The 23,398-nt window shown below is 64.4% G+C and carries 22 protein-coding genes and 1 CRISPR repeat array; of the genes, 19 read left to right on the top strand and 3 right to left on the bottom strand.

The annotated features are described in order from the left end of the window. Positions 1 to 22 precede the first annotated feature (22 nt). Genes casA through cas2e form a run of 7 tightly spaced genes read left to right on the top strand, consistent with a single transcriptional unit; the run spans position 23 to position 6,268 of the window. A complete protein-coding gene (gene casA / locus GFY24_RS37520; RefSeq protein ID WP_194853172.1) occupies positions 23 to 1,651 on the top strand; it encodes a type I-E CRISPR-associated protein Cse1/CasA in 1,629 nt (542 codons plus the stop codon). Next, entirely contained in the window at positions 1,648 to 2,313 is a 666-nt protein-coding gene (gene casB / locus GFY24_RS37515; RefSeq protein WP_153809873.1) for a type I-E CRISPR-associated protein Cse2/CasB, read from the top strand. Before casA ends, casB begins: the two co-directional genes overlap by 4 nt. Further along, complete coding sequence (gene cas7e / locus GFY24_RS37510; RefSeq protein ID WP_309231806.1) at positions 2,310 to 3,560, top strand: type I-E CRISPR-associated protein Cas7/Cse4/CasC; 1,251 nt, start codon at positions 2,310 to 2,312, stop codon at positions 3,558 to 3,560. The genes casB and cas7e overlap by 4 nt, the downstream gene beginning before the upstream one ends. Further along, positions 3,557 to 4,267, top strand: coding sequence for a type I-E CRISPR-associated protein Cas5/CasD (cas5e, locus tag GFY24_RS37505; RefSeq protein WP_153809872.1), 711 nt, complete (start codon positions 3,557 to 3,559; stop codon positions 4,265 to 4,267). Before cas7e ends, cas5e begins: the two co-directional genes overlap by 4 nt. Then, entirely contained in the window at positions 4,267 to 4,950 is a 684-nt protein-coding gene (gene cas6e, locus GFY24_RS37500; RefSeq protein WP_153809871.1) for a type I-E CRISPR-associated protein Cas6/Cse3/CasE, read from the top strand. The genes cas5e and cas6e overlap by 1 nt, the downstream gene beginning before the upstream one ends. Continuing rightward, a complete protein-coding gene (gene cas1e, locus GFY24_RS37495; protein ID WP_153809870.1) occupies positions 4,947 to 5,897 on the top strand; it encodes a type I-E CRISPR-associated endonuclease Cas1e in 951 nt (316 codons plus the stop codon). Before cas6e ends, cas1e begins: the two co-directional genes overlap by 4 nt. Next, on the top strand, positions 5,891 to 6,268 hold the full coding sequence (cas2e, locus tag GFY24_RS37490) for a type I-E CRISPR-associated endoribonuclease Cas2e (RefSeq protein WP_309231805.1): 378 nt from the start codon (positions 5,891 to 5,893) through the stop codon (positions 6,266 to 6,268). Before cas1e ends, cas2e begins: the two co-directional genes overlap by 7 nt. A 44-nt stretch (positions 6,269 to 6,312) precedes the next feature. Beyond that, a CRISPR array of direct repeats spans positions 6,313 to 7,872; the repeat unit is 29 nt; unit sequence GTGCTCCCCGCACGCGCGGGGGTGAGCCC. Between the two features lie 1,602 nt (positions 7,873 to 9,474). On the opposite strand, the gene GFY24_RS37485 is transcribed toward cas2e, so the two are convergent. After that, positions 9,475 to 9,741 (bottom strand): acyl-CoA-binding protein, encoded by a 267-nt coding sequence (locus GFY24_RS37485; protein ID WP_153809869.1) that lies wholly within the window; start codon positions 9,739 to 9,741, stop codon positions 9,475 to 9,477. Positions 9,742 to 9,932: 191 nt separating this feature from the next. Then, positions 9,933 to 10,541, bottom strand: coding sequence for a TetR/AcrR family transcriptional regulator (locus GFY24_RS37480; RefSeq protein WP_153809868.1), 609 nt, complete (start codon positions 10,539 to 10,541; stop codon positions 9,933 to 9,935). Between the two features lie 104 nt (positions 10,542 to 10,645). Between GFY24_RS37480 and GFY24_RS37475 the strand changes: the two genes are divergently transcribed. The 12 genes from GFY24_RS37475 (at position 10,646) to GFY24_RS43950 (ending at position 22,312) form a co-directional block, all read left to right on the top strand. Continuing rightward, entirely contained in the window at positions 10,646 to 11,485 is an 840-nt protein-coding gene (locus GFY24_RS37475; protein WP_153809867.1) for a CoA transferase, read from the top strand. 1 nt (position 11,486) lies between these two features. Continuing rightward, positions 11,487 to 12,662, top strand: coding sequence for a thiolase family protein (locus tag GFY24_RS37470; protein WP_309231804.1), 1,176 nt, complete (start codon positions 11,487 to 11,489; stop codon positions 12,660 to 12,662). A gap of 10 nt (positions 12,663 to 12,672) precedes the next feature. Further along, a complete protein-coding gene (locus GFY24_RS37465; RefSeq protein ID WP_153809866.1) occupies positions 12,673 to 14,340 on the top strand; it encodes a long-chain-fatty-acid--CoA ligase in 1,668 nt (555 codons plus the stop codon). Then, positions 14,337 to 15,134 (top strand): enoyl-CoA hydratase-related protein, encoded by a 798-nt coding sequence (locus GFY24_RS37460; RefSeq protein WP_309231803.1) that lies wholly within the window; start codon positions 14,337 to 14,339, stop codon positions 15,132 to 15,134. The genes GFY24_RS37465 and GFY24_RS37460 overlap by 4 nt, the downstream gene beginning before the upstream one ends. 8 nt (positions 15,135 to 15,142) lie before the next feature. Continuing rightward, positions 15,143 to 16,303 (top strand): acyl-CoA dehydrogenase family protein, encoded by a 1,161-nt coding sequence (locus tag GFY24_RS37455; protein WP_153809864.1) that lies wholly within the window; start codon positions 15,143 to 15,145, stop codon positions 16,301 to 16,303. 39 nt (positions 16,304 to 16,342) lie between these two features. Continuing rightward, a complete protein-coding gene (locus GFY24_RS37450; RefSeq protein WP_153809863.1) occupies positions 16,343 to 17,101 on the top strand; it encodes an SDR family NAD(P)-dependent oxidoreductase in 759 nt (252 codons plus the stop codon). A 107-nt stretch (positions 17,102 to 17,208) separates the two neighbouring features. Further along, a complete protein-coding gene (locus GFY24_RS37445) occupies positions 17,209 to 17,814 on the top strand; it encodes a TetR/AcrR family transcriptional regulator (protein WP_228567035.1) in 606 nt (201 codons plus the stop codon). Next, positions 17,811 to 18,761 (top strand): TauD/TfdA family dioxygenase, encoded by a 951-nt coding sequence (locus tag GFY24_RS37440; RefSeq protein WP_153809861.1) that lies wholly within the window; start codon positions 17,811 to 17,813, stop codon positions 18,759 to 18,761. Before GFY24_RS37445 ends, GFY24_RS37440 begins: the two co-directional genes overlap by 4 nt. A 4-nt stretch (positions 18,762 to 18,765) precedes the next feature. Then, positions 18,766 to 20,088: an MFS transporter gene (locus GFY24_RS37435; RefSeq protein ID WP_309231802.1), complete on the top strand. Its 1,323-nt coding sequence runs from the start codon at positions 18,766 to 18,768 to the stop codon at positions 20,086 to 20,088. Positions 20,089 to 20,098: 10 nt separating this feature from the next. Continuing rightward, positions 20,099 to 21,631, top strand: a complete 1,533-nt coding sequence (locus tag GFY24_RS37430) for an aldehyde dehydrogenase family protein (RefSeq protein ID WP_309231801.1) — start codon at positions 20,099 to 20,101, stop codon at positions 21,629 to 21,631. Between the two features lie 10 nt (positions 21,632 to 21,641). After that, positions 21,642 to 22,001: a YidH family protein gene (locus GFY24_RS37425; RefSeq protein WP_153809858.1), complete on the top strand. Its 360-nt coding sequence runs from the start codon at positions 21,642 to 21,644 to the stop codon at positions 21,999 to 22,001. Continuing rightward, entirely contained in the window at positions 21,998 to 22,312 is a 315-nt protein-coding gene (locus GFY24_RS43950; protein WP_375336158.1) for a DUF202 domain-containing protein, read from the top strand. The genes GFY24_RS37425 and GFY24_RS43950 overlap by 4 nt, the downstream gene beginning before the upstream one ends. 114 nt (positions 22,313 to 22,426) lie before the next feature. On the opposite strand, the gene GFY24_RS37415 is transcribed toward GFY24_RS43950, so the two are convergent. Beyond that, on the bottom strand, positions 22,427 to 22,981 hold the full coding sequence (locus GFY24_RS37415; RefSeq protein WP_153809857.1) for a hypothetical protein: 555 nt from the start codon (positions 22,979 to 22,981) through the stop codon (positions 22,427 to 22,429). Between the last annotated feature and the right edge of the window lie 417 nt (positions 22,982 to 23,398).

Raw genomic sequence — 23,398 nt, 5'->3', positions numbered from 1 at the left:
TTGTTCAATCACAAGGACTCCCATGGCCACGAGTAGCGACTTCGATCTCCTGGAAGAACACTGGATCCCTGTGTTGGACCGACACGGGCGGGCCCGGCAGGAATCGGTGCGGAGCCTGTTCCGCAATGCTCACGAATTATCCACGCTGGCAGGCGAATTGCCCACGCAGGCGTTCGCGATGCTACGGCTCCTATTGGCGGTGCTGCGCCGCAGCGTGATCGATAGGCCAGGGTCCTCGGCGAAGGTGTGGGAGGGGCTGTGGTCCCAACCTTTCCTGCCGACGGCGGAAATCGACGCGTATCTGACGACGCATGCGGCACGGTTCCGGCTCTTCGATCAGCAGGCACCGTTTTTCCAGGTCGCCGATCTTCGCGCGGTGAACGGGAAGGTCAGCTCTCTGGATCGAATGATCGCCGATGTACCCAACGGGGAGAAGTACTTCACCACGCGGGCGGGGGCGGCGGTGGAGCTCCTGGAGTTCGGGGAGGCGGCGCGCTGGCTGGTCCACGCACACGCCTTCGATCCCTCGGGAATCAAGACAGGCGCTGTGGGGGATCCGCGGGTGAAGGCAGGCAAGGGATATCCGATCGGGTTGGGGTGGGCAGGGAACCTTGGCGGTGTATTTCTCGAAGGCGCGACATTGCGAGAGACATTGCTGTTGAATCTCGTGTTACGTGACATCAACGCTGAGCGCTTCGCAGCGGACGATCTGCCAGCATGGGAACGCCCACCAGGGCGAGCGGACGTCGGCCGCGCGCGTCGGCCCACCGGACCGGCGGATTTGTGCACCTGGCAGAGCCGACGAATCCGACTGGTACACAACAATACTCACGTCACCGGTGCCGTGTTGTGCAACGGCGACCCACTGGAGCCGTTCAACCAGCATCTTCTCGAACCGATGACCGCGTGGCGACTGAGCCCGACTCAAACGAAGAAGGTCGGCCACACCCGGCACTACCCCCTAACTCACAACCCGAGCAAGGCGTTATGGCGAGGGCTGACCGGACTCATCGAGCAGGTGGGGGTCTCGGCCGGTATCGCCGAGCGAGCGATCGCACCCGGGCTACTGGAGTGGGTGTCGCACCTGCTCGAAGAAGGTGTACTCGAACCAACCCATCAGGTGCGACTGCATGCGGTCGGCATGGAGTACATCAACAATCAGTCGGTCGTCGGAGACATCGTCGATGACACCATCGGCTTCCGCGCCGCACTACTCGCCGCCGACCCGGCCCTGCGGTACGCGGCGATCCACGCCGCGCAGACCGCGGAGCAGGCGGTCACCGCGCTCGGGTCGCTGGCGGGCAATCTCGCGATCGCGACGGGGGGCGAAGCCGCCGGGCACAAAGAACGCGCATACGAGCGAGGCTATTTCGCGTTGGAAACGCCGTACCGGCGCTGGCTCGCCGACTTACGCCCCGATGCCGGTCTGACCGCATGCGGCGAGCGGTGGCAGCGGGTTGTGGACGAGGTGATCACGTCGATCGGCCGCGGGCTTGTCGACTCGGCAGGCGAACCGGCGTGGGTCGGGCGTGAGGTCAAGGGCACCTATATCGATGCCAGTCTCGCGCGGATCTGGTTCCACGCACGTCTGCGGAAGCTGCTGCCCGCCGCATACATCGAGGACAACCACGAGAAGGGCAGCGCCGCGTGAACACCGACACCCAGATCGACAAACCCACCTATCGTGTCAAGGACACCGCCTTGACAGAGTTTGTCGCGCAACGTATTTCAGTCCTACAAGCCCAGCTCATGAAAGATGTCCCCGACGCGGTGGCGGTGTTGGCGAAGTTGCGCCGCGGTGTCGGTCACCCGGCGGGGAGCCTGCCGGAACTGCATGCCGCGACGCTCGAAGGACTGCCAGAACCGCTGACCGATCCGGCGGGATTCTCCCCGGCCGAACGAGACGGCGCACCGACACCATGGGAGCAGGCCGCCCACGACTCGATCACCTTGTACGCGTGGCATCAGCAATCCAAACGAGAGGGCATGCACCGCCGTGGCGCCTCGTTCGGTACCGCGATGCGCGTACTCGGTGAACAGACCTCCGTCGAGGCGGTGCGCCGACGCTTCCACGCTCTGGGCACCGCCGCGCACCACGACGCCCGATTGATCCTGCTGCGTGGTCTGGTCAGTCAGCTACGCGCACAGGCGATTCCGCTGGACTACGGCCGTCTCGCGCAGGACCTGCGACGTCTGCACGAGCACACCTACGCCCATCAAGTCCTGCTGGCGTGGGGCCGTGACTACCACCGCGGCACCGCCATCGAATCCGATCACACCGACACAGACACAAGGAAAGGCGAAGACCAGTGACCCGACTGTTCGTCGACGTGCACATCCTGCAGACGGTACCGCCGAGCAATATCAACCGCGACGACACCGGCAGCCCGAAAACCGCTATCTACGGCGGGGTCACGCGCGCACGGGTATCAAGTCAAGCGTGGAAACGCGCCACCCGCACGATGTTCGGTGATCTGCTCGACCCGGCGACGCTGGGTGTGCGCACCAAACACATTGTGGAGCTCATAGGAAAGCGCATCACAGAGCTGTCCCCGGATTTCTCCGCACCGGAGGCCGCCGCGGTTCAGGTCGTCACCGCGGCGGGCATCAAAGTGGAGAAGCCGCAGCGCCGCAAGAAGTCCGGGACAGACACCGCGAAGTCCGGGACAGACACCGCGGCGCCTGTCATGCAGGACGCGAGCACCGAAACAGCGCCCCCGACGGAAGAGAACACCGGAGCGGCGACCCCTGACAGCGTGGAGGAACAGGGGACCAACACACTGGAGCAGGCGAAGTATCTGCTGTTCCTGAGTGCCTCGCAAATCGACCGGCTCGCGCAGTTGGCTATCGTTGCAGCACAAAGTAATTCGGCAATCGACAAAGCCGTCGCGCGTGCTGCCGCGCAGGGGCAGAACAGTGTCGATGTCGCGCTGTTCGGCCGCATGGTCGCCGACGCCAACGATTTGACCATCGACGCCGCGGCCCAAGTGGCACACGCGATCAGCGTGCATGCGGTCAACAATGAATTCGACTACTTCACCGCGGTCGACGACCGCGCGCCCGACGACAACGCCGGGGCGGGCATGCTGGGATTCATCGAATTCAACTCCTCCACGCTCTACCGGTACGCCAACGTCAACGTCGACCAGCTCGAGAAGAACCTCGGGAACCCGGCCGCGACAGCGCAAGCGGTCGAAGCGTTTCTGACCGCGTTCGTCAAGAGCATGCCCACCGGCAAACAAAACACCTTCGCCCACCGCACCCTGCCCGAGACCGTCGTGTTCAGCGTGCGCACCGATCAGCCGGTCAACCTCGTGGGAGCGTTCGAAGAGCCCGTCAACGCCGCAGGCGCTGCCCGCGCGAGCATTGCCACCAAAGCCCTGGTCACTCGCCTGCTGGCAGTGGAGAAAAGCTACGGCGACGGATCAGCCCGCAACTTCGTCGTCGCCGCCGGCGACAACGCCGGCGAACTCACCACCCTCGGAGAACCACAGCCGCTCAAGACCGCGGTCGCCGCAGTGATCGAACTGGTGCGCGCGAAATCGGGCGCACGGTCATGACGGTGTTGCTGCTGCGGTTGGCGGCCCCCTTACAATCATGGGGCGTGGCAAGCCGATTCGCGCGACGCGGCACCCAGCACTTCCCGTCCAAGAGCGGCGTGCTGGGCCTGATCTGTGCCGCACGTGGCCGACGCCGAACCGACCCGATCGAGGACGAGCTCCTCGGGCTGGCATTCGGGGTCCGCATCGATCAGCCAGGTGCTTTGGTGCGGGACTTCCAGACCGCGACAAGCCTGGACGGGCGCACCCGGTATCCGCTCTCGGAGCGCTTCTACCTCTCAGACGCGATCTTCGTCGCAGCGATCGAAGGCGACCGCAACCTACTCGAAGGTGTTCGCGCAGAACTGATCCGACCCGCGTTCCCGCTCTATCTCGGACGACGTTCCTGCCCCGTCACCGAACCCCTCGTACTCGGCGAGGTTCGCGAGGGCACCATGCCACAGGTTTTGAAAGACGCCCCCTGGCAAGCAGCCCAACACTATCGACGCAAACAACCGACCATGGTCCACTTACCGATCTTTCGAGACGCCACCGCGACCGACACCCCCGAGGCGCTCAGCGAACGGGTGCGTGATCTCCCGGTGAGTTTCGACCCTGTCCGCCGCGAATACGGTTGGCGCACCATCATCACCGAACACGCCCCCACACCAAACCCGGACGGGCACACCCGCACTCACGATCCACTCGCTGCTTTCGGGGGTTCCTGATGTACCTGTCCCGAATCCCGCTGAACCCTGCCCGCCGCGGCACCCGAGCATTCCTGTCCTCACCCCAAACCACCCACGCCGCGGTCATGGCGTCCTTCCCTCCAGGCCTTCTCGATCACGCCGACAGCCCAGGGCGCGTGCTGTGGCGAATCGACCAGCACGACAAGCAAATTCACCTCTACGTCGTGAGCCCAGCCGAACCCGATTTCACCCACATCATCGAACAAGCCGGCTGGCCCACCACCGGTGCGTGGGCGACTCGCAAGTACGGGCAACTGCTCGACACCCTGACTGTCGGTCAGCGTTGGCACTTCCGACTCACCGCCAACCCCGTACGCCACACCCAAACCAGCCCAGAGGCCACCGCCCGCAAGGTCCGCGGCCGCGTCACCCCGCTCAAAGCACCCGAACAGCTCGACTGGCTGCGCCGCAGAGCAGCCGATGCCGGCTTCTGCCTCGCGGAGTGTGGCCCGGCCGGCCAACGCGAAGACGACGTCCGGATCATCGCGCGCGAGAGTTTGTCCTTCCGGCGCCAATCCGCCACGGTCAGCCTTTCCATCGCGACCTTCGAGGGGACACTGGTAGTGACCGACACCGACCGCCTCACGATCGCTCTCACCCACGGCATCGGCCGCGCCAAAGGCTACGGCTGCGGCCTGCTCACCCTGGCACCACCGCAATGACCGACATCCCCGGCGTGCGGCCGGTCCGCATCGGCGAACTGGTCCGAGCCCAGGATCGACTGACCTTCATCTACCTCGAGCGCTCGGTCGTGCACCGCGATGCCAACGCCATTACTGCCACCGACGAACGCGGAGTCGTCCATATACCTGCAGCAACGCTGGGCGCGCTGATCCTCGGACCAGGGACACGCGTCACTCATCAAGCGATGATGCTGCTCGCCGAAAGTGGTTCCACCGCAGTGTGGGTCGGCGAACAGGGCGTTCGCTACTACGCGCATGGTCGTTCACTGGCCCGTTCCTCTCGACTGCTCGAGGCGCAGGCGACCGCGTTCGCCAACCAGACCACCCGCCTGCGTGTGGCACGCGCGATGTATGCGATGCGATTCCCCGGCGACCCGATCGATGGTCTCACCATGCAGCAGCTGCGTGGCAAGGAAGGCGCCAGGGTGCGTCGGCTGTATCGCGAACACGCCGAACGCACCGGTATCGACTGGGCGAGAAGGAAATTCGACCCCAACGATTTCGCCGGTGGCGATCCGGTCAATCAAGCGTTATCAGCGGCGACGACCTGCCTGTACGGTATTGCCCACGCGGTGATCGTTGCGCTGGGCGCCGCCCCTGGGCTCGGATTCGTTCACACCGGCCACGAGCGATCTTTCGTCTTCGATATCGCCGATCTGTACAAAGCCGAATTCGCGATCCCGATTGCATTCGATATCGCGGCCGCCGAAGTAGAGGATATCGGGGCGGCAACCCGCCGGGCGGTCCGCGACGCTATCCACGCTGGCGGGCTCCTCGGCCGATGCTGCAAGGACTTACACACACTGTTGCTTCCCGACGAACCAGACGCCGGTGATGACTGGGATACCGACGTGGTTCAACTGTGGGATCGACAGGGCAATGCCGATAGCGGCGTCTCCTACGCCGATGAGGAAGTGCCGTGGTAGTACTGGTCCTGAGTGCCTGCCCCGCAGGATTGCGCGGACATCTGACGCGCTGGCTATTGGAGATCAGTCCCGGAGTGTTCGTGGGTGTCCTGCCGATACGCGTGCGCGACTTGGCCTGGCAGCGAGTCATCGAACTATCGAAGGACGGCCGCGCCATCATGATCTACTCCACGCGATCAGAGCAGCGCCTCGCGTTCAAAGTGCACCGGCACGAATGGGAGCCAGTCGATATCGACGGCGTCCATCTGATGCGCCGACCACACACCGGGGACCACACGGCAGGACGGCCACGAGCCGGCTGGAGCAAAGCCAGCCGATATCGCAAAGCGGCGCAACAGAGCGCCAAGCGCCGCAATGGCGAGCAAAAGTGAATGAAAAACACCGTTCCCGACTACAGACATGCTGGTCAGGAAGTGTGCTCCCCGCACGCGCGGGGGTGAGCCCTCCTCAATCGTCATGCGTCGAGCTCCTTCATCGTGCTCCCCGCACGCGCGGGGGTGAGCCCTGGGTCCTCAGGCACAAGCGAAGGCTTCGTGAGTGCTCCCCGCACGCGCGGGGGTGAGCCCAACCAGACCAACAGCACGAACCATGATCCGATGTGCTCCCCGCACGCGCGGGGGTGAGCCCGATTTTGGCAATGCCCGCTGAATAGCTGGTAGGTGCTCCCCGCACGCGCGGGGGTGAGCCCAGGCTGGCTTTCTGTTCATCGCTGAGGTTGCCGTGCTCCCCGCACGCGCGGGGGTGAGCCCTCACCCAAACCGAATTTGTTGTCATACCTGACGTGCTCCCCGCACGCGCGGGGGTGAGCCCGGACCCTCCGGGTCCAAGATCCGGTCCATGTGGTGCTCCCCGCACGCGCGGGGGTGAGCCCAACCTGCCCTCGGTCGACCACCCGCAGTTCGTCGTGCTCCCCGCACGCGCGGGGGTGAGCCCAACCTGCCCTCGGTCGACCACCCGCAGTTCGTCGTGCTCCCCGCACGCGCGGGGGTGAGCCTGTGTCGCGGCCACAGTCCCGTTCGCCTTCAAAGTGCTCCCCGCACGCGCGGGGGTGAGCCCTCACCTCGAGCGCTCACCGGCCGCATGTGATAGTGCTCCCCGCACGCGCGGGGGTGAGCCCGCGCCGGGTACTGCGGAGTGGGTAAACGGATAGTGCTCCCCGCACGCGCGGGGGTGAGCCCGGACGTTCCGCAACCCGCAAGGGGCAATGCGAGTGCTCCCCGCACGCGCGGGGGTGAGCCCTGCTCACGGAGATGGGGTGCGCATTCTTCTGCGTGCTCCCCGCACGCGCGGGGGTGAGCCCAAGCTTGGCCATGGTTAGGCTCCCTGATTTTCGTGTGCTCCCCGCACGCGCGGGGGTGAGCCCACGCCGGGCAGGTCTTCGGCGGTCAGGAAGGTGTGCTCCCCGCACGCGCGGGGGTGAGCCCACGCCGGGCAGGTCTTCGGCGGTCAGGAAGGTGTGCTCCCCGCACGCGCGGGGGTGAGCCCACTCACCCCCTATGGTCTTTCCCTCTTTCTTGGTGCTCCCCGCACGCGCGGGGGTGAGCCCCGGTGACCAGTGTCAAACTCGCCGACTTCGACGTGCTCCCCGCACGCGCGGGGGTGAGCCCACTCCGGACGGGGTCACCAAGGAAATCCAGTGGTGCTCCCCGCACGCGCGGGGGTGAGCCCACGAGGAGCGCTACGCCGCTCCATCTCGGCGGGTGCTCCCCGCACGCGCGGGGGTGAGCCCGATTACGACATGAATGACAGCGACATGGCGGAGTGCTCCCCGCACGCGCGGGGGTGAGCCCTACTGGAACCTGACCTGCCGCACATGCGATGAGTGCTCCCCGCACGCGCGGGGGTGAGCCCGTCGACGTTGAAGAACAGGCCGGTCGGGTTGAGTGCTCCCCGCACGCGCGGGGGTGAGCCATTGCGGTGGGCAGGTGATCGACCGCGGATACGTACTCTCCCCGCATGCGCGGGGGGTGAGCCATGAGAAGTGACGACGGTGGGCGATAAAGCTCTGTGCTCCTCGCACGTGCGGGGTTAGCCTCCGAGCGAGCCTGCTCAGAGATGCGGATAGTGATGCAAGGCAGCGACTCTCGATGAAGAATGGCGTGTCGCGAACCGTGTCGTGTATCGAAACTTAGCCCGCCAGCGACTCGCTGGCTTTCACTGACACTGGTCGGTTACTGTCCAGAATCTGTTCTCTTGTCATCCGGCTCGTTTAGCAGATTCAGACTTTGCGAACTATGCGGGATGATGCGCATCGGAACTCTTAATCAGGCAATTGGCCTAGGTGAGTTGCTCTTTCGGGGTCTCAACACGTGTGGCTTATGCCTATCTGCTGGAGCCGAAGCAGGATCGCCTATGAGTCCATAGCAACCCTTCAGCTCAGATCTCTCGATTGGCATAGCAGGACAGCGTTGTGGCTATTCAGCTCTTGTTAAATTATGCTGCGGAGCGGGTCATCTCGGAGGTTCCGGGCAGGCCCTTTCGCTGTGTGTTCGACGTTAATCCCTTATAGCCCCACTAAATTCGCTAAGAGAGACAATCTGTGGATAACAACGATTCAACGCTGGAAGACCTGCCTGACGAGCCTTCGGTTCCTGCCTTGGGGCCCGATTCATCTCCTGTACTTGTCCTGGTTCTGAGTGCATTGGTGGGGATCGGGTTTGGGTTATTGACTGATTTGCCCACTGGTACCAATGTCTTCTTCTCAGCCATGGCAGTGCTGAGTTCAACGGGTCGGTGCCCGGCCTGCGCGCACCGAAACCGAGAGTGAGCGGCTATGGTTTCGTTCGATCCCCAGCATGCGCGGGGATGAGCCCAGCCAGAACGCCGTCCTGATTCTGGATGAGCATTTGTTCCCCGCACGCGCGGGGGTGAGCCCGGTGATCGCTAGAAGGTTGCTTCTGGGACATATTCGGTGAACGGTTCGGTGTGTCGACACGCCGAGCGGTCGCTAGTGCCGCCCACGCCGGCGGCCTCCGGCTGGCCGCATGGGTGTGTCGCGAGTGTGCAAGGCATCTCGGATGGTGCTGGCGGGGAATCCGGTGAGTCTGCTGCAGCTGGCGAGTGAATGGCCGACGAGGTAGAGCCGTTCGGCGTGGTCGATGTCGGGGGTGGTCATGGACTGGTACCGACGGGGAATCTCGCGTTTGGTCAACAGCGTCAGAACCGCAGTTTTGGAGATCCCGAACTGTGCGGCCAATTCGGCGGTGGATGCGCCGTCACTGTATGCCTGGATCAGTTCCTCGACTGTCGGGGAAGGAAGACGCCGCTCGATCTTGCGAGGCTCGGGGAGCCTGGTCGCCGGCGGCTTCCTGCGTCGGCGCGGGGCCGTCGAGCCCTTCCCGGCGTCGATTTTCGCGCGGGTTGTTTCGAGTTTCTGCAGGTCAGCACGGTTTGAATAACGTCCAGCTAGGTCCACTTACAAGAGGGCTGGTCAGGCATGGTTTCCATGGATGGCCAGCCCTTTTCGTGCAATAGCGACCCTGAGGGGACGCTCCCGATGGACGTAGACGGAGCCAATACAGTGCGTTCGCTTGCAGTGCGTTCGCTGGACGACGTCGAGCGAACGGGTGTGGCCTGACTAGCTGTAGTCCGGTGCAGCGCGCTGCAGCGTGGAAACGTAGTTCGCCTCGGCGTCTTCCTTGGACATCCCGGTAATGGAGTTCCAGGCGTCCCACTTGGCCTTGCCCTTGATATCGGTCATACCGGGCCTCGGGGTATCGCAGTCACCGACGGTGGCCTGCTTGTAGTACTTGTAGAAGGACAGCTGGATGTCGTTGGAGTTGTCGATGCTTCCCTTGTTCGCCGGGTCATTCACATATGTGACAGCTGATTGGAAGCTGGACATGGATCTCCTTCGCCGAGGGGGCCGTGACAAGCCCGAAACGTGCGGGGCATGCACCAGGAAATCGTACCGGGATGACTAAGGCTTGATCTTCAGAACCGTTGCGTGCCAGCAGACTTCTGCGTGAGTACCGGGCCTTCCCGACGACGACACCTGGTCACGTCCCAGTCGACCGCGCACGAGCCAGGCCGGGGTTAGGTGCGGGGCTGTACGTGCACTGTCAGTACCGGTTTGTCGTCATCGGATTCGTCGGGGCCGGAGACGTGGTCCCACATGGTGTCGATCATCGGTTGCAGGAAGAGCTGACCCAGTTGGCGGACGATGATCTCGATGATCTGGGTCGAGTCGCGGCGGTTGGTGGAGGCGATGCCTGCTTCGCGGGCCTTGCTTAGCTCGCGTCTGGTCAGCTCTGTAAGACGTTGGAGCAGCTGGCCTTTCGATCCTGTCGGATCGAGTAGAGCGCGGCGCAGGTAGTTGACGACGGCTGGATTCGACTCGAGCATTCGTTCCACCGCGGCGTCGCGTGCGGCGGCGACCTCTCGGGGAGTGCCGTCGGTGGGGGCCTGGGCGACCGCCTGGGCGAAGTAGTCGACGATCAGTTGCTCGACGGCGTTGCGGATGCCGTCCTTGGTCTTGAAGTGGTGCACGAGCAGTCCGACCGTGACGCCCGCGGCCGTCGCGACGGCACGCATCGATATGCGGTCCTCGCCGTGCGCGGCGTAGAGATCCATCGCCGCATTGCGGATGCGCGCCTTCGCGGTCAGGTCGTCTATGCCTGCGCGTGGGTCGGCACTCGTTCCCATCTGGCTCCCCTCGGTCGAAGCGTGAGTATATCGTCCACTCAATACGCTATACATTCAGTAAGAATGCTATACAGTTGTACAGCGTGGCAGGTGGAAGGAGTCAAATGCCCGACATTCTCGAAGGCGTTCGCGTCGTCTCACTCGCGGTGAACCTCCCGGGGCCGCTCGCGGCCGCTCGGCTCGCGGGGTTCGGCGCCTCGGTGATCAAGGTCGAGCCGCCGACCGGCGATCCACTCGCGGTGGCCGCACCGGGCTGGTATGCCGAACTCACCGGTCGGCAGCGGGTCGCTGTGCTGGATCTGAAGGATCCGGACGACCGGGCCGGGCTCGATGCCGAATTGGCTGGCGCCGATGTGCTTTTGACCGCCATGCGCCCCTCGGCGCTGCGCAAGCTCGGGCTCGACAACGCGCCCGAGCAGTTCCCGGGGCTGTCGCATGTGGAGATCGTCGGCCACGACGGCGCGCTCGAAGAGCTTCCCGGGCACGACCTGAATTACCAGGCGGCCCACGGCACCCTGCAGCCTCCGCTGATGCCGACCATCCCCGTGGCCGATCTGCTCGGTGCCGAACGTGCGGTGTCGGCAACTCTGCTCGCCCTGCGCAATGTGGCGAAATCCGGTGCCGGGCACCGCTATCGGGTGGTCCTCGAAGACGCGGCCGCCGATGCCGGTGCCGCGGTGCGCCACGGACTCGTGGGCCCAGAAGCGCCACTCGGAGGCGCGACCCCGACCTACGGGATATACGCCACCGCCGATGGTCATATCGCCCTGGGCGCGCTGGAACCGCATTTTCGGGCTCGGGTGCTCGAGCACCTCCAGGTGCCCGATATCCGAGCAGAACTCGAGCGCGTCTTCGCCACGCACGGCACCGACCACTGGGAGGAGTTGGCCGAGCGGGCCGATTTCCCGCTCACCGGCATTCGCAGTCGAACACAGGAGAAATGAAGTGACAGTTCGCGAAGCAGTCATCGTTGACGCGGTGCGCACACCCGTGGGCAGGCGCGGCGGTGCGTTGAGCAGGTGGCATCCGGTGGACCTGCTCGGGCACACGCTGCGAAATCTGGTGGAGCGCAGTGGAATCGATGCGGCGCTGATCGACGATGTGATCGCCGGCTGCGCCATGCAGCATGAGCATCAGTCCGGGAATATCGGCAGGCACGCCGTGCTGTCCGCGGGTCTGCCGGAGTCGGTACCGGCGGTCACCATCGACCGGCAGTGCGGATCCGGTCAGCAGGCAGTCAATTTCGCCGCGCAGGGTGTCATGGCGGGTACCTACGAGTTGGCGATCGCCTGCGGTGTGGAATCGATGTCGCAGGTGCCGATGCCACCCGCGTTCGCGCCGGGCGCACCGCTGGGGCCACAGTACGGACCACTCGAACTGGCCCGATACGACGGCGGGATGATCGCGCAGGGCGCCGCATCGGAGCTGCTGAACGAGACCTTCGGCCTGGACCGGGAAGTCTTGGATGCCTACAGCATTCGCAGTCACGAGCGGGCCTTCGCCGCGACCCGGGCCGGTAAGTTCCGTGATCAGCTGGTCCCCATCACGGTCGACCCACATGATCCGTCGGCTCCGACCGTGGACGCGGACGAAGGTATTCGGGAACACCTGGACCCGGTCAAGATCGCTTCACTGAAGACGATATTCGCCGTCGACGGGCGCACCACGGCAGCCAACTCCTCTCAGATCAGCGACGGCGCCGCCGCGCTGCTGATCGCCGACCGCGAATTCGCGCAGCGCCACGGCCTCGTTCCACGCGCCCGGTTCCGGGCACTGTCGGTGGCCGCGGCCGATCCGGTCATCCAGTTCACCGCGGTCCTGGACGCCACCCGAAAGGCGCTGAAGCATTCCGGGCTGAGCATCGACGATATCGACCTCGTCGAGGTCAATGAGGCGTTCGCCGGCGTGCCACTGGTGGTCGCGCGCGAGTTCGGGATTCCGGACGACAAGTTGAACGTCAACGGCGGGTCGATCGCGATCGGGCATCCGCTGGGCTCCACCGGCGCGCGGATGCTCTCCGACCTCCTGTGCGAGCTCGAGCGCACCGGAAAAACGTACGGCCTGCAGATCATCTGTGAGGCGACCGGTACCGCCAACGCCACCATCATCGAACGGATCTAGAGGGGCACCTATGGACACCCACATTGTCAAGGGTCTGCCATCGACCCACGGCGACCACTATCAGCTCAACACCACCAGCCTGATCCGGCATGCGGTACGCACCTATCCGGAACAGGAGATCGTCTACCGCACCGCGGACGGCAGCTGGGGGAGATATACCTACGCCGACGCCTACGTGCGGATCAAACAGGCGGCGAATGTATTGAAGGGGCTCGGCATCGGCCCCGCCGATATCGTCGGCATCCTCGACTGGAACAGTCGGCGGCACTTCGAATTGAGTTGGGCCATACCGGGTCTGGCCGCTGTCATGCTGCAGATGAACCTGCGCCTGTCCGTCGAGGATCTGAGCTACGTCACCGATCACGCCGAGGCGTCCTGGGTGCTGGTCGACGAAAGCCTGCTGCCGATCGCCGAGGCGTTGGCCCCGCATGTGCCGAAGGTCAAGGGCTGGATCGTCATGTCGGATCGGCCGCTCTCGGACATCGAGACCTCGCTGCCGAGGGTGTTGCATTTCGAGGACCTCGTGGCCGCCGCCGAGACCGAGATCGATTGGCCGATCATCGATGAAACATCCACCTACAGTGCGTGTTACACCTCGGGAACGACCGGTCGGCCGAAGGGCGTCTACTACTCGCACCGGGGCAGCTACCTGCACGCGATGGCCATGGCCGCGGCGGTCAACCTGCGCCGCGACGACACCGCGATGCTCATCACCCCGATGTTCCACGGCCAGTCCTGGGCGCTGCCGCACACCGCGGTCTGGGCGGCGGCCAAGATCATCCTGCCCGGCCGCTATATGGCCGAGAACACCCAGCTGCTGGTCGACCTGATGATCACGGAAAACGTCACGGTTGCCAACGGTGCACCCGCGATCTTCCAGCCGATGCTCGACTACATCAAGACCCTCGCGGTGAAGCCGGACTTCCATAATGTCCGATTGCTCTCCGGCGCAACCGAACCCGCGCTGTCACTGATGCGGGAGTTCTACGAGCTCACCGGCGCGGACCTGGTCCAGGGCTACGGCGCGACCGAGACGACGCCGCTGATCGCCATGAACATCGGTGTCAAACCCTCGCTGCGCGGCAAGATCTCCGATGACGAGAAGTGGGATCTGAAGCGCTGCCAGGGATTACCGGTCTCCGGTATCGATATCCGGATCGTCGACGACGCGGGCAACGACCTGCCGCACGATGGTAAGAGCGTGGGGGAGGTACTGGTTCGCGGCCCCTGGGTGATCGAGCGTTACCACAGGCTCGATGACGATGCCGACCGCTTCCTCGACGGCTATTGGCGCAGTGGCGATGTCGGCAAGATCTACCCGAACGGCTACTTCAAGCTGACCGACCGCATCAAGGATGTCGTCAAGAGCGGCGGCGAATGGATCTCCTCGATCGATATGGAGAACGCCATCGTCGGACACCCGAAAGTGCAGGAGGCGGCCGTCATCGGCATCGCCCACCCGAAGTGGCAGGAGCGCCCGCTGGCCCTGGTCGTGCCGGTCGAGGGTGCGGAATTGACCCGCGCCGACATCATCGCGGTGCTGGCTGGCTTGTTCGCCAAATGGCAACTGCCCGACACGATCCTGTTCGTCGACGAACTGCCGCGCACCAGCGTCGGCAAGCTCGACAAGAAGGTCATGCGCGTCGAGCACGCCGACATCTACAAGGACGCACAGTGACAGAGACAACCTCGGCAAGCGAGGTCTTGCGCTCCACCCGCGACGGTTCGGTGGCGCTGCTCGAGATCAACCGGCCGAAAGCCAAGAACAGCCTCAATGCGGAGCTACTCGCCGCGCTCGCAACGGAATTGGCCGTGCTCCGGTCCGACGGCGGCGTGCACGCTGTCGTCGTTACCGGTGCGGAGGGTGTGTTCTGCGCGGGCGCCGATATCACCGCGTTCGAGAAGATTCGGGCCCAGCCGCTGCTGGGCGATCGGACCGCACTCGGTGACGGGTTCTGGTCGGACCTGGGCACCTTCCCGAAACCGGTGATCGCCGCGGTCGAGACGTTCGCGCTCGGCGGTGGCTGCGAGCTCGCGCTGGCCTGCGACATCGTAATCGCCGGCCAGTCAGCGAAATTCGGGGTGCCCGAGGTCAAGATCGGGGCGATCCCCGGTGCGGGCGGCACGCAGCGACTGATCCGCGCCGTCGGCAAATCCAAGGCCATGGCCATGCTGCTCACCGGCGACTTCCTATCCGCCGAACAGGCGTGCGGCGCGGGGATCGTCGCCGAGGTCGTGGCCGACGGCGAAGCGCTCACCCACGCGCTCGCCATGGCGCGGCGGATCGCGAAGAACTCACCACTGGCCGTGGCACTGGCCAAGGACGCCGCACTGCGATCGTTCGAAACCTCGCTGGCACAGGGACTCGAACACGAGAAGCGCAATTTCCACGTCGCGGTGCACTCCGCCGACAGCCGCGAAGGCCAGGCCGCCTTCCTGGAAAAGCGCGCACCCACATTCACCGGAAAGTAGAAATCATCATGTCTGAGCTTTTTCCCGACTACCGATCCCCGTGGGAGACCGAGGATCAGCGGGTCCTGCGCAAGCACGCGGCCGAATTCTTCCGCAGAGAGGCGACGCCCAACCAGGCGCGCTGGGCCGAACAGCAGCAGGTGGATCGCGAGTTCTGGACCAAAGCCGGTGCGGCCGGACTGCTTTGTCTGAACCTGCCCGAGGGGTACGGGGGCGGCGGTGGCAGCTTCGGTCACGAAGTCGTTGTGTCCCAAGAGCTTGCCCTTGCCCATGACACGGCGTTCGGCTTCGGTGTGCATTCGATGCTTGCGGCGCAGTACATCAACAGCTATGCCACCGAGGAACAGAAGCAACGCTGGATTCCCGCGATGGCGAGCGGCGAGATGGTGCTCGCTGTCGCGATGACCGAACCGGGCACCGGATCCGATCTGCAGGCGGTGCGCACCACGGCGGTTCGCGACGGTGACAACTACGTCATCAACGGCTCGAAGACGTTCATCTCCAACGGATCCCACTGCGATCTGCTGGTGATCGTGGCCAAGACCGATCAGCAACTCGGTTCCAAGGGCATATCGCTGATCGTCGCCGAGACCCGTGGTCTCGCCGGATTCGAACGCGGCCGGGTGCTGGCCAAGATCGGGCAGCACGGCCAGGACACCCGCGAGTTGTCGTTCACCGATATGCGGGTGCCGGTCGAGAACCTGCTCGGCGGCATCGAGGGCCGGGGCTTCTACCAGCTGATGGAACAGCTGCCGCGGGAACGGCTCACCATCGGCGTCACCGGTGTCGCCATGGCCGAGGCCGCGGTGCTCGAGGCCGTCAAGTACGCCAAGGAGCGACAGGCCTTCGGCAAGCCGATCCTGGACTTCCAGAACACGAAATTCGTGCTGGCCGAATGCAAGACGGATGTACTCGCCGGAAAGGCGTTCATCGACTACTGCATTCAGCGCTACCTCGACGGAACACTCGACGCGGCAACCGCGTCCATGGCCAAGCTCTGGGCCAGCGAGAGGCAGGTCGAGATCATCGATCGCTGTCTGCAGATCTTCGGCGGGTACGGCTACATGATGGAGTACCCCATCGCGCAGATGTACGCGGCGGCCCGCGTGCAGAAGATCTACGGCGGCACGAACGAAATCATGAAGGAACTCATCGCCCGCAGCCTCTAGAGATGCTGCCGGACAACACTTTCCGATAGGGAGATTTTGATGGAGATTGCAGGTACCAGTGCCCTCGTGACCGGCGGCGCCTCCGGACTCGGCCTCGCGACGGTGGCGGCGCTGGCGAAATCCGGTGCGCGGGTGGTCGCGCTCGATCTGCCGTCCGCCGATCTGGAGGCGCTGACCGCCCTCGGCGATGCGGTCCGGTTCGTGCCCGCGGACGTCACGGATGAAGACGCCGTGATCAAGGCTGTCGAGCTTGCCAACGCCGGTGGTCAGTTGCGCATAGTCGTGAACTGCGCGGGCATTGGCAACGGCATCAAGACGGTCGGCAAGAGCGGCCCGTTTCCGCTCGCCGCCTTCGAGAAGGTCGTGCGTATCAATCTGATCGGCACGTTCAATGTCGTTCGCCTTGCTGCCCATGCCATCTCGCGGAACGAGCCCATCGACGGGGAGCGCGGAGTCATCATCAATACGGCCTCCGGGGCGGCGTTCGACGGTCAGATCGGCCAGGCTGCCTACGCGGCCTCCAAAGGCGGTGTGGTGGCGGCGACGCTGCCGATCGCCCGCGACTTGGCGTCGATGTTGATCCGCGTCAATGCGATCGCGCCCGGGCTGTTCAAGACACCGCTGCTCGCCTCGCTTCCGGAGCAGGCGCTCAACGCGCTCGAGGCGCTGTCGCTGCATCCGGCGCGGCTCGGGGACCCTCGGGAATTCGCGCAGCTGGTGGAGGCGATTGTCGCCAACCCGATGCTCAACGGCGAGACCATCCGACTCGATGGCGCCGTCCGTATGCCTCCGCGCTGATATCGGTCTCGCTGCCGTGACGATTGCGCTGGCCGCGACGGGCCATTGACGTTTTAATACTTCAGTATTAATCTGGAAGCATGGCTCAGGGTGCAGCGCGAAAGGCAATGATCGATGCGGCCGAGCGGCTCATTGCCGAACGTGGGCTGGCGGCGGTAACTCTGCAAGATGTACAGCAGGCCGCCGGTCAGTCGAACCGGTCGGCGGCGAAGTACCACTTCGGTTCGCGCGATGGCCTGCTCGACGCAATCATCGAGGCGCGAATGTCGCCGGTCGACGAATGTCGTGAACGATTACTCGCCGACCTGCAGGCCCAGGGTTCGCCGCCCGATGTGCGCCGAGCCGTCGAAAGCTTGGTGCTGCCACTCGCGGCGGAAACTCTGGGCCGTAAGGGAAGTCGATATGCCCGATTCCTGAGTCAGGCAATGTTCGATCCGGCGCTCGCCGAGACGCTGCAAAAGCATTTGCGTGCAGAGAGTTTCCGGCGTGCCGAGGAGATTGTCATCTCTATTGCCAACGCCCCACGCGATATCGCCGAATGGCGTTCCGCGAATATTGTCAACCTCGCCATCACCACCCTTGCGCGATGGGAGGACAAAGACCGCAGCCTGGTGCTGACGGCTCGGATCATCTCCGAACTCATCGATTCCTGCGTGGCAATTCTGGAAGCGCGGGTATCGGCCGCAACTAGCGATCAAGGACTTTTGGCATGACGACCAGTGTTACCGGTACCAGAATCACTCGCAAGGCCACCGATCCGTTGGAGGCCGTCGGGCCGCTGGTGGCGCAACGACCCAGTGAGTTGTTCGGCGCTGCCCCGTACACGACCTTCACGCTGTCCCCGACAACGCCGACCGTCGGTGCGGAGATCTCAGGCATCCGCCTCACCGGCGACCTCCCCGCGGGTACGTTCGCCGAGCTGCGCCGAGCCCTGCTCGAGTGGAAGGTGTTGTTCTTCCGCGATCAGGACATCGACCGCAGCGAGCATCGCGCATTCGCCCAGCGGTGGGGCGCGCTCGAGCAGCACCCCTTCTTCAAATACGCACAGCCCGGCCAGACCGACGTCGATGTCGCGACGCTCGCGAAGGACGCGATGACCGGCGGTGTGGAGAACCTCTGGCACAACGACGTCACCTGGCATACGCACCCTTCGTTCGCCGCGATCCTGCGAGCGGTCGAAGTTCCGCCCGTCGGCGGCGACACGCTGTGGACGGACACCGGGGCCGCCTACGAACTGCTCCCCGCGGACATTCGCGATCGAATCGATCATCTTGTCGCCGAGCATGATTGGATGGATTCCTTCGGCCGATACATGCCGAAGGACAAGGTGGATATGCTTCGGCCCCAGTTCCCCGCCACCGAACACCCAGTGGTCCGGTTGATTCCGGAGACCGGCCGTCGGGTGCTGTTCGTGAACAGCGGGTTCACCACGCGAATCGTCGGCGTCCCCGAGGCCGAATCCAATGAGCTGCTGGCACTGCTCTTCCGTCATGTGCAGCGCCCGGAGTTCCAGGTGCGACTGCGCTGGCAGCCGAATACCGTTGCGATCTGGGACAATCGGACCTGTCAGCACTACGCCGCCAGTGACTACTTTCCGGCGCGACGAGTAATGGATCGAATCTCGATTGTCGGCGAGCGACCCGTCGGGATCTCTTCCTGACACCGTGACGCTACTGCCATCGACCCGGCGTGCGTGGCTGGTAACGGGTCTGCTGTTCGTATTCATCGTCATCAATTTCGCCGATAAGGCGCTGCTGGGGCTGGCGTCCAAACCGCTCAGTGCCGCATTCGGATTGGACGCCGCCGGCTACGGCCTCGTCGCAAGCAGTTTCTTCCTGCTGTTCAGTGTGTCCGGCATAGCGGTCGGGTTCCTGGCCAACCGATTTCCCACCCGCTGGTTGCTGCTGGCGCTCGTCATCGTCTGGTCGATATCGCTGGCACCGATGACGTGGACAACCTCGATCGCCGTCCTGGTCGCTTCGCGCGTCACGCTGGGCGCCGCGGAGGGTCCGGCCTACGGCCTGGCGAATCACTCGATGTTCAAATGGTTTCCGGAGAACAAACGACAACTTCCCAGCAGCGTCTTGCTGATGGGCAGCAGTGTCGGCACGCTGCTCGCCGCACCGGGTCTCACCTGGGTCATCCAGAATGTGGGCTGGCGCACGGCATTCGGGGTCACGTCGCTGCTGGGCGTGCTCTGGTGCATCGTGTGGATGACCCTCGTCCGCGAGGAAGGTCCGTACGGAGCGAGCGCCGAGCCGTCACCATCGGACGAACCGGTGCTGACGACGGCGGTACAACACGTCGCCTACCGCCGTATCTTCTGCTCGGGGACTTTCATCGGCAGCGTTCTGCTGGGCTTCGCGGCCTACTTCGGGGTAGCGATCGCGGTCGCCTGGGTGCCACAGTTCCTGCAGGATGGACATGGGCTGTCGGCTACCGCCGCGGGGAACGTGGTTGCCGCGTTCTGGGCGGTCTCGGGCGCCCTGATTCTCGGGACCGGACTGCTGTCGCAACGGCTGACATTGCGCGGGGTGAGCACCACCTGGTCCAGGGGAATGCTCAGCGTGGCAATGGTGCTGGCGGGCGGCATCCTCACCTTGCTCGGTGCTCTCGTCTCGTCACCGACATTGAGCGTGGTGTTGCTGCTGGCGGGCATCGCGGCGCCGGGCGGAGTAGTCGCGATCATCGTGACACTGTGCGAAGAGATCTCGCCGGTTCAGCAGCGCGGTGCCGTTCTGGGCACGACCGTCGCCCTCTCGACCCTGGCCGGTGTGATCGCTCCGACCCTGATGGGACGTCTCGTGGAGTCGGCGTCGGAAGAACTTGCCGGTTACACAACGGGATTCGCGGTGCTGGCAATCATTTGCGTTGTCGCCGCAGTCGCCGGTGCCGCCCTTATCAGGCCCACACGTGATGCGGTGCTCCTTCGCCGTCCTCGTGAAACCGCCACTGCCCCAGACCATTACACGCAACGACCGACCTGAGGAATATCTGGTGAGTATCGATCGACACTCGTCGGCGACCGCAACCGTCGACGTACAGAATCCGGCCACCGGCGCCGTGGTGGGAAGCGTTCCTCTCCAGACCGCGGATGCCGTGCAAGCAGTCGTGCGGGAACTGCGATCACGGCAGCCGGCGTGGGAGGCGCTCGGGTCCGAGGGCCGAGCGGCTTGGTTGCGGAAACTGCGGAACTGGCTGCTCGACAATGAGTCTCGGCTGGTCGAGGAACTACACGCCGAGACGAGCAAGCCGCGTGCGGAGGCCGTACTCGAAGTCATGATGATCTGCGATGCGATCAACTACTACTCGGACCGGGCGCGGAAGTTCCTCGCCGACGAGCGGCCGAGACCGCATGGGCTGCTGACTGTTCAGAAGAAGCTGACTCAGGTGTACCGCCCGTATCCGGTCGTGGGAATCATCAGTCCGTGGAATTTTCCACTCATGATTCCCGGAGTGGATGCCGTTCCGGCGCTGTTGGCCGGTGCCGCCGTGGTGATCAAACCGTCGGAGGTCACTCCGATGTCCGGGTTGGGGCTCGCACGGGGCTGGCGGGAGATCGGTGCGCCGCCGGTGCTGGCCTGCGTCACCGGCCGCGGGGAAACCGGTGCGGCCGTGGTGGATTCGGTGGATATGGTGCAGTTCACCGGCTCCACGCGGACGGGGCGGGCGATTGCGGCGCGGGCCGGTGAACGGTTGATTCCCTGCAGCGTCGAACTCGGCGGGAAGGACCCCGCCATCGTCCTCGCCGACGCCGACCTCGTGCGCGCCGCCAATGGCATCGCATGGGGCGGTCTGGTCAACTCCGGGCAGGCTTGCATCTCGGTGGAGCGGGTGTATGTCGAGGCTTCGGTCTACGATCGGTTCCTCGAGTTGCTGGCCGAACGCGTCTCGGCGCTCAGACAAGGACTCGACGATGGCTGCGCCTCGGCGGACATCGGCGCCTTGGCCACCGTGCAACAGGCCGAGATCGTGCGCGGCCACGTGGACGACGCGCTCGCCCGTGGGGCCGGCCTGCTCACCGGCAGCATAGTGCGCGATACCGGAATGTTCGTCGAACCAACGATTCTCGTCGACGTCGACCATTCCATGGCATGCATGCGTGAGGAGACGTTCGGTCCGACCATCCCGGTAATGCGGGTCGCCGATGCGGAAGAAGCGATCCGGCTGGCCAACGACTGTGAATACGGGCTCTCCGCCACCGTGTGGACGAAGGACCGTGCCCGAGGTGAAGCCATTGCGCGCAGGCTCGAGGTCGGGTCCGTCAATATCAATGACGCGTACGCGAATCTGTTCTGTTTCGCACTGCCGCAAGGTGGTTGGAAGAACTCAGGCCTCGGCTCCCGGCTCGGTGGCGCGCAGGGCGTGCGGAAGTACTGTCGCCGGCAGGCGATCACGGCTCCACGCGTGCGGCCACCGAAGAACGAGGTGCTGTGGTACCCGTACTCGCCCCGACGCGCCCGGACCGTTGCCAAGATGCTGCGACTGCTGGCGGCACGCAATGTGCGCCGCCGCCTGTTCCGGGGTTGAGATGGGGCAGATGGTCGCACCGCAAGACCGGCGGCACGTGGACGAACACGAGCCGGACTATCGTTTCACCCTGGCCAACGAGCGAACGTTTCTGGCGTGGATCCGTACTTCGCTGGGGCTGTTGGCCGGAGCAGTGGCCGTCCATCAGTTGGCCGCTCCCTTCGAGTCCGTAAGCGCGCGTACAGCACTCGCGTTCGGCTGCGTTGTCCTCGCGGTCGTGCTGGCGGGCGGTGCGTATTTCCACTGGCGGTCCGTGCAGGCCGCGATGCGTCGCGATGAGCCGCTCCCGGGTTCGGTTCTGGTCCCGATTCTGTCGACCGGGACCGGCGTCATCGCCGTGCTCGCAAGCGCCGCGGTCGTTCTCTCGTGAGCCCACCGCCCCGAGATTCCGGCCTGCAGGCGGAACGCACGTCCCTCGCTTGGCGACGAACGGCATTGTCCGCCATCACGGTTGCGGCGCTGTTTCTGCATCGCGCTGCCGTCCGGGGCTGGGGTACGGCCGCAGTTCCTGCGGTATTCGCGGTCTGCTCGATGCTCGTACTCATCCACCTGAGCCAGCTGCGGTCGAATCGGCTGCGGAAGGGATACGTCGGCACGAGTGCACGCACCTCGGCCGCAGTGTCATCGGTCGTGGTTTGCACCGCCCTGTCCGCAGGCGTGGCGGACATCATGCATGGGTGACACCTACCCGGTCTGTGGGAATGCTCGACCGACACGTGCTGCAGATTGCCAATCAATTGCTGCTGTGCGAAATCTGATCTGTGACTCGGTGTGTCGACACGCCGATGGAGTGTGTTATCGAGAGCTGCACTGGCGGCCTCCGGCTGGCCTCATGGGTGTGCCACGGGTGCGCAGGGCGTCTCTGATGGTGCTGGCGGGAAATCCGGTGAGTCTGCTGCAGCTGGCGAGTGAATGGCCGGCGAGGTAGAGCCGTTCGGTGTGGTCGACGTCTGGGGTGGTCATGGACTGGTACCGCCGGGGGACTTCATGCTTGGTCAACAGCGTCAGTACCGCGGTCTTGGAGATTTCGAATCGCGCGGCGAGCTCGGCGGTGGATGCGCCGCCACCGTAGGCCCGGATCAGTTCCTCGATCGTTGTGGAAGGGAGACGTCGCTCGATCTTGCGGGGCTCGGGGACTCTGGTCGCTGGCGGCTTCTTGCGTCGCCGCCGGGCGGATGAGCCCTGCCCTATGTCGATTTTTGCGCGGGTGGCTTCGAGTTTCTGCAGGTCGGATCGGCCCTGTTGGAATAACGTCCAGCTAGGTCCACAGAGAAATGGCTGGTCATCGCAGGTTTTGCGATGACCAGCCATTTTTTGTGCCAGATACGTGCCAGATACGTGGCTGATCACGCGGCGGTTGGGTCGGGCGTTGTGGACCAGCCGCCCAATTGAAATGTGATGCTGGTCATGATTCGATGCTGTCTGGCGCGTGGAGCATCAAGCACGGGCGTGCCTTGTCGAGCGATAACTGCGCACAGATGATTCAAGACAGTAGCCTCGGACCCTGCTGGCATGGAATGAGCGATGCCTGAGCTTGGCTCCAAGGGTTTCGCGGCGTGATCCAGAGCCACGCATTGATCATGCGCTTCGGCCGGAGTGCCAGTTTGATCCGACTACCTACATCGCATGCGGCAATTCTTAGTGCCTGTCCGGGTTCTGATCGTTTAGGGAACAGACCGTGCGGGAGGTTGCCGGAAGTGGCCCGATGGAACGGAACCTCCTGGTAGCAACAGGAATTACCACATCCACTGTTGCCCAGAAGGTTCC

The sequence above is a fragment of the Nocardia sp. SYP-A9097 genome, from assembly GCF_009649815.1.
Classification (GTDB): Bacteria; Actinomycetota; Actinomycetes; order Mycobacteriales; family Mycobacteriaceae; genus Nocardia.
This window is presented reverse-complemented; position numbering and strand designations above follow the sequence as displayed.

Bases quoted from the DNA above. Each gene is read 5' to 3' on its own strand.
- casA (WP_194853172.1), top strand. From the start codon at position 23: ATGGCCACGAGTAGCGACTTCGATCTCCTGGAAGAACACTGGATCCCT.
- cas5e (WP_153809872.1), top strand. From the start codon at position 3,557: ATGACGGTGTTGCTGCTGCGGTTGGCGGCCCCCTTACAATCATGGGGC.
- cas6e (WP_153809871.1), top strand. From the start codon at position 4,267: ATGTACCTGTCCCGAATCCCGCTGAACCCTGCCCGCCGCGGCACCCGA.
- cas1e (WP_153809870.1), top strand. From the start codon at position 4,947: ATGACCGACATCCCCGGCGTGCGGCCGGTCCGCATCGGCGAACTGGTC.
- GFY24_RS37485 (WP_153809869.1), bottom strand. From the start codon at position 9,741: ATGTCCAGCTTCCAATCAGCTGTCACATATGTGAATGACCCGGCGAAC.
- GFY24_RS37480 (WP_153809868.1), bottom strand. From the start codon at position 10,541: ATGGGAACGAGTGCCGACCCACGCGCAGGCATAGACGACCTGACCGCG.
- GFY24_RS37475 (WP_153809867.1), top strand. From the start codon at position 10,646: ATGCCCGACATTCTCGAAGGCGTTCGCGTCGTCTCACTCGCGGTGAAC.
- GFY24_RS37465 (WP_153809866.1), top strand. From the start codon at position 12,673: ATGGACACCCACATTGTCAAGGGTCTGCCATCGACCCACGGCGACCAC.
- GFY24_RS37455 (WP_153809864.1), top strand. From the start codon at position 15,143: ATGTCTGAGCTTTTTCCCGACTACCGATCCCCGTGGGAGACCGAGGAT.
- GFY24_RS37450 (WP_153809863.1), top strand. From the start codon at position 16,343: ATGGAGATTGCAGGTACCAGTGCCCTCGTGACCGGCGGCGCCTCCGGA.
- GFY24_RS37445 (WP_228567035.1), top strand. From the start codon at position 17,209: ATGATCGATGCGGCCGAGCGGCTCATTGCCGAACGTGGGCTGGCGGCG.
- GFY24_RS37440 (WP_153809861.1), top strand. From the start codon at position 17,811: ATGACGACCAGTGTTACCGGTACCAGAATCACTCGCAAGGCCACCGAT.
- GFY24_RS37425 (WP_153809858.1), top strand. From the start codon at position 21,642: ATGGTCGCACCGCAAGACCGGCGGCACGTGGACGAACACGAGCCGGAC.